This is a genomic window from Micromonospora sp. NPDC003776 (genome assembly GCF_053605645.1).
The window spans coordinates 1-1,816 of the sequence record NZ_JBSGJR010000880.1 but is presented as its reverse complement, the minus strand read 5'-3'; the positions used below and the strand labels follow the sequence as shown (position 1 = coordinate 1,816).

Annotated in this window: 1 protein-coding gene; it reads right to left on the bottom strand. The window is 76.8% G+C overall.

What is annotated here, in order from left to right; translation table 11 throughout:
- On the bottom strand, positions 1-1,816 hold a 1,816-nt coding region (locus ACWEVO_RS36020), incomplete at both ends, for an ATP-binding protein (protein WP_452311868.1).

Below are 1,816 nucleotides of genomic sequence, written 5' to 3'. Positions count from 1 at the left end.
CAGGATCCAGTGGGCCCGGGGATCGGGGCGGGCGACGTGTCGGGCCATGGTCAGGGCTTGCCCGGGGTCCTGCTCGGCTTGGCGGAACTGCGGTGATGAGGGCCATGGCCAGGCCCCAGCGGTCCCCGGTCGCGCGGAACGCGGCCGCCGCCTCCGCCAGGTCGGCCCGCATCGCGTCGGTGTCGCCGTCCTGCCCGTGCAGCAGGGCCGCCATCAGCATGAGAGTGCCCCGGGCCCACGCATCGGAGTCGTCGCGCAGCCGGGAGATGGCCGCCAGGCCGGCGGCGGCGTCCCCTCGAAGGACGGCCAGCGCGGGATCGAGCAGGACGGCGATTGGGTGGTCGTCCGGCCCGCCGCGCTCGGGCAGCCGGGCCAGCAGCGCCTCAATCGGCAGGTCCCCGCCGACCCGGCCGCCGGTGAGCACCGTGTTGAACAGGTAGGCGGCGGTGGCCGCCCGACGGGCCGCCGGGGGCGCCTCGCCGGGCAGTTCGAGGACCGGGCGCAGCCAGGCCGCCGCCTCGACGTGGTTGCCCTGCACCGTCCAGAGCGGACTCACTGCGGCGGCCAGCCGGACGGCCACCGCCGCGTCGCCGGTGTCGCAGGCGAAGTGGAAGGCGGCGAGCAGATTCTCCCGCTCGGCGGCCAGCCGCGGCAGCCAGACGATCTGCTCCGGGCCACGCAGCCGGGGCTCGGCCCGCTCGGAGAGTTCGAGGAAGTACTCGGCGTGCGCCCGCCGGGCGGCACCCACCTCGTCCTGCTCGGCCAGCCGCTCCAGGCCGTACTCCCGTATGGTCTCCAGCATCCGGTAGCGTGGGCGCGGGCCGTCCAGCCGTTGCAGCAGCGACTTGTCCACCAAGGCGGAGAGCAGGTCCAGCGCGGGCGGCACGATCGCCGGGGACAGCTCGCAGAGCCGGGCGGCGCTCTCCGGGGTCACCGCGCCGGGGAAGACCGCCAGCCGCTGCGCCAGCCGGCGCTCGTCGGACTCCAGCAGGTCCCAGCTCCAGGCGACCACGGCACGTAGCGTGCGGTGTCGCGGCATGGCCGTGCGGCTGCCCCCGGTGAGCAGCCGGAACCGGTCGGAGAGCCGGGCCGCCAGCTCCTCCACCGGCAGCGTCCGGGTGCGCGCCGCGGCCAATTCGATGGCGAGCGGCAGGCCGTCCAGGCGCCGGCAGACCTCGCACACGGCGGCGACGTTGGCGTCGGTGACCGCGAAGCCGGGCCGGACCGCCGAGGCCCTGTTGACGAACAGTTGCACCGCCGGGGACTCGACGGCCTCGGCGAGGGTGGCCGCCGGAGCGGGCAGGGCGAGTGGCGGCACCGGGCAGAGCGCCTCGCCGACGATGCCGAGCGGCTCCCGGCTGGTCGCCACGATGCGCAGCTCGGGGCAGCGGCCCAGCAGCTCGTCGACCAGCCGGGCGGCGGCGTCCACCAGGTGTTCGCAGTTGTCCAGCACCAGCAGCGCCGGGGCCACCGAGAACGCCTCGACCAGCTGGTCGAGCAGATCGCGGGGGCCCGGCCCCTCGAGCAGTCCGGCCTCGCGCAAGCCGAGTGCCCGGACCACCACCTGCGGCACGTCGGCCGGGTCGGTGACGGCGGCCAGCTCCACCAGCCAGGCGCCGCCGGGGTGGGCGTCGGCCAGCACGCCAGCGAGGGTCGTGGCCAGCCGGGTCTTGCCGGCGCCGCCCGGCCCGACCAGCGTCACCAGCCGGCCGTCGCGGAGCTGTCCGGCGAGGCGGCGCAGCTCGGCGTCCCGGCCGACGAAGGTGGTCAGCGGCGCCCGCAGGTTGCCCGGGCGGGCGGCCGGGCCGGCCGCCTC